1 rRNA gene is annotated in these 1,783 nt (G+C 64.8%); it reads right to left on the reverse strand.

Features of this window, described 5'->3' with window-relative positions:
• Positions 1-68: 68 nt before the first annotated feature.
• A 23S ribosomal RNA gene (locus DWW73_RS09985) occupies positions 69-1,783 on the reverse strand; the annotation flags it as partial.

Genomic DNA, 1,783 nt, shown 5'->3' on the forward strand with positions numbered 1-1,783 from the left:
TGACTCGGGGGCATCCTCGTGCCCGGACCGCGCTTCAGAGCGCATGTCCCGCGGGCCGCGAGGTGCGGTTCCGGAAGAGCTCGGGCGATTAGTGCGGCTCGGCTGAGGACGTCGCCGCCCTTGCACCTGCCGTCTATCGACCAGGTAGTCTACCTGGGCCCTTACCGGAAGGAGAACTAATCCCTGGAACGGCTTCCCGCTTAGATGCCTTCAGCGGTTATCCGCGCCGCACGCGGCTACCCGGCCGTGCCGTTGGTCGACAACCGGTTCACCGGAGGTGCGTCCACCCCGGTCCTCTCGTACTGGGGGCAGCCTCCATCGATTCTCCTGCGCCCACGGAGGATAGGGACCGAACTGTCTCACGACGTTCTGAACCCAGCTCGCGTACCGCTTTAAACGGCGAACAGCCGTACCCTTGGGACCTGCTCCAGCCCCAGGATGCGATGAGCCGACATCGAGGTGCCAAACCTTGCCGTCGATGTGGACTCTTGGGCAAGATCAGCCTGTTATCCCCGGAGTACCTTTTATCCGTTGAGCGACGGCCCACCCACTCGGGGCCGCCGGATCACTAGAGCCTGCTTTCGCACCTGCTCGGCTTGTGGGCCTCGCAGTCAAGCCCGCTTGTACTCTTGCATTCAAAAGGACGGTTGCCGACCGTCCCGAGCGGACCTTCGCGCGCCTCCGTTACCCTTTAGGAGGCGACCGCCCCAGTCAAACTGCCCGCCTGGCACGGTCCCCGAGCCGGTTGACGGCCTCGGGTTAGGACGCCGGTCGCGCGAGGGCAGTATTCCAAGGGCGGCTCCCCGGGGGCTGGCGCCTCCGGATCTGTGCCTCCTGCCTATCCTCTACACGCGGGACCAGCGGCCAATGCCAAGCTGCAGTGAAGGTTCACGGGGTCTTTCCGTCCTTCCGCGGGTAAGTCGCATCTTCACGACCAGTGCAATTTCACCGGGTCCATGGTCGAGACAGCGCCCAAGTCGTTGCGCCTTTCGTGCAGGTCGGAACTTACCCGACAAGGAATTTCGCTACCTTAGGACCGTTATAGTTACGGCCGCCGTTTACCGGGGCTTGGCTTCGGGGCTTCGCGCGATGCGCTAACTCCTCCGCGTGACCTTCCGGCACCGGGCAGGCGTCAGACCCTATACGTCGCCTTGCGGCTTCTGCAGAGTCCTGTGTTTTTGGTAAACAGTCGCTTGGGCCTCTCCACTGCGGCCCGCCTCCGCTCCCGGAGCAAGTCCGTTCACGTACGCGCGGGCACCCCTTCTCCCGAAGTTACGGGGCCATTGTGCCGAGTTCCTTGACCATGGTTGACCCGATCGCCTCGGTATGTTCTACCCACCCACCTGTGTCGGTTTGCGGTACGGGCGCGCACGCGCCTGCCTAGGGGTTTTTCTAGGGACCTCGGGCTCACTCGCTTCGCTTGATCGCTTCGTCCGGAGCCTCGCCCTCGTGCGGACCGGATTTCCCTGGTCCGCGGGCCGCGCTCCATCACGGGGACGTCCAGAACCCCGCCGAGCCACCCCCATCCGTCGCCCCGTCGGTCGTAGCGCCGCGTGCGCGGTGCAGGAATGTCTGCCTGCTGCGCGTCGGCTACGCCTTCCGGCCTCGCCTTAGCCCCCGACTGACCCTGGGAGGATTAGCCTTGCCCAGGAAACCTCGGGTTCACGGCGGACGAGTTACTCTCTCGTCTCTCGCTACTCATGCCAGCATTCTCACTCCCATGCGCTCCACCGCCGGTCGCCCGGCGGCTTCACCGCCCATGGGAAGCTCCCCTACCGATTCT

The organism is Collinsella sp. AF16-8, assembly GCF_003462695.1.
Taxonomy (GTDB): Bacteria; Actinomycetota; Coriobacteriia; order Coriobacteriales; family Coriobacteriaceae; genus Collinsella.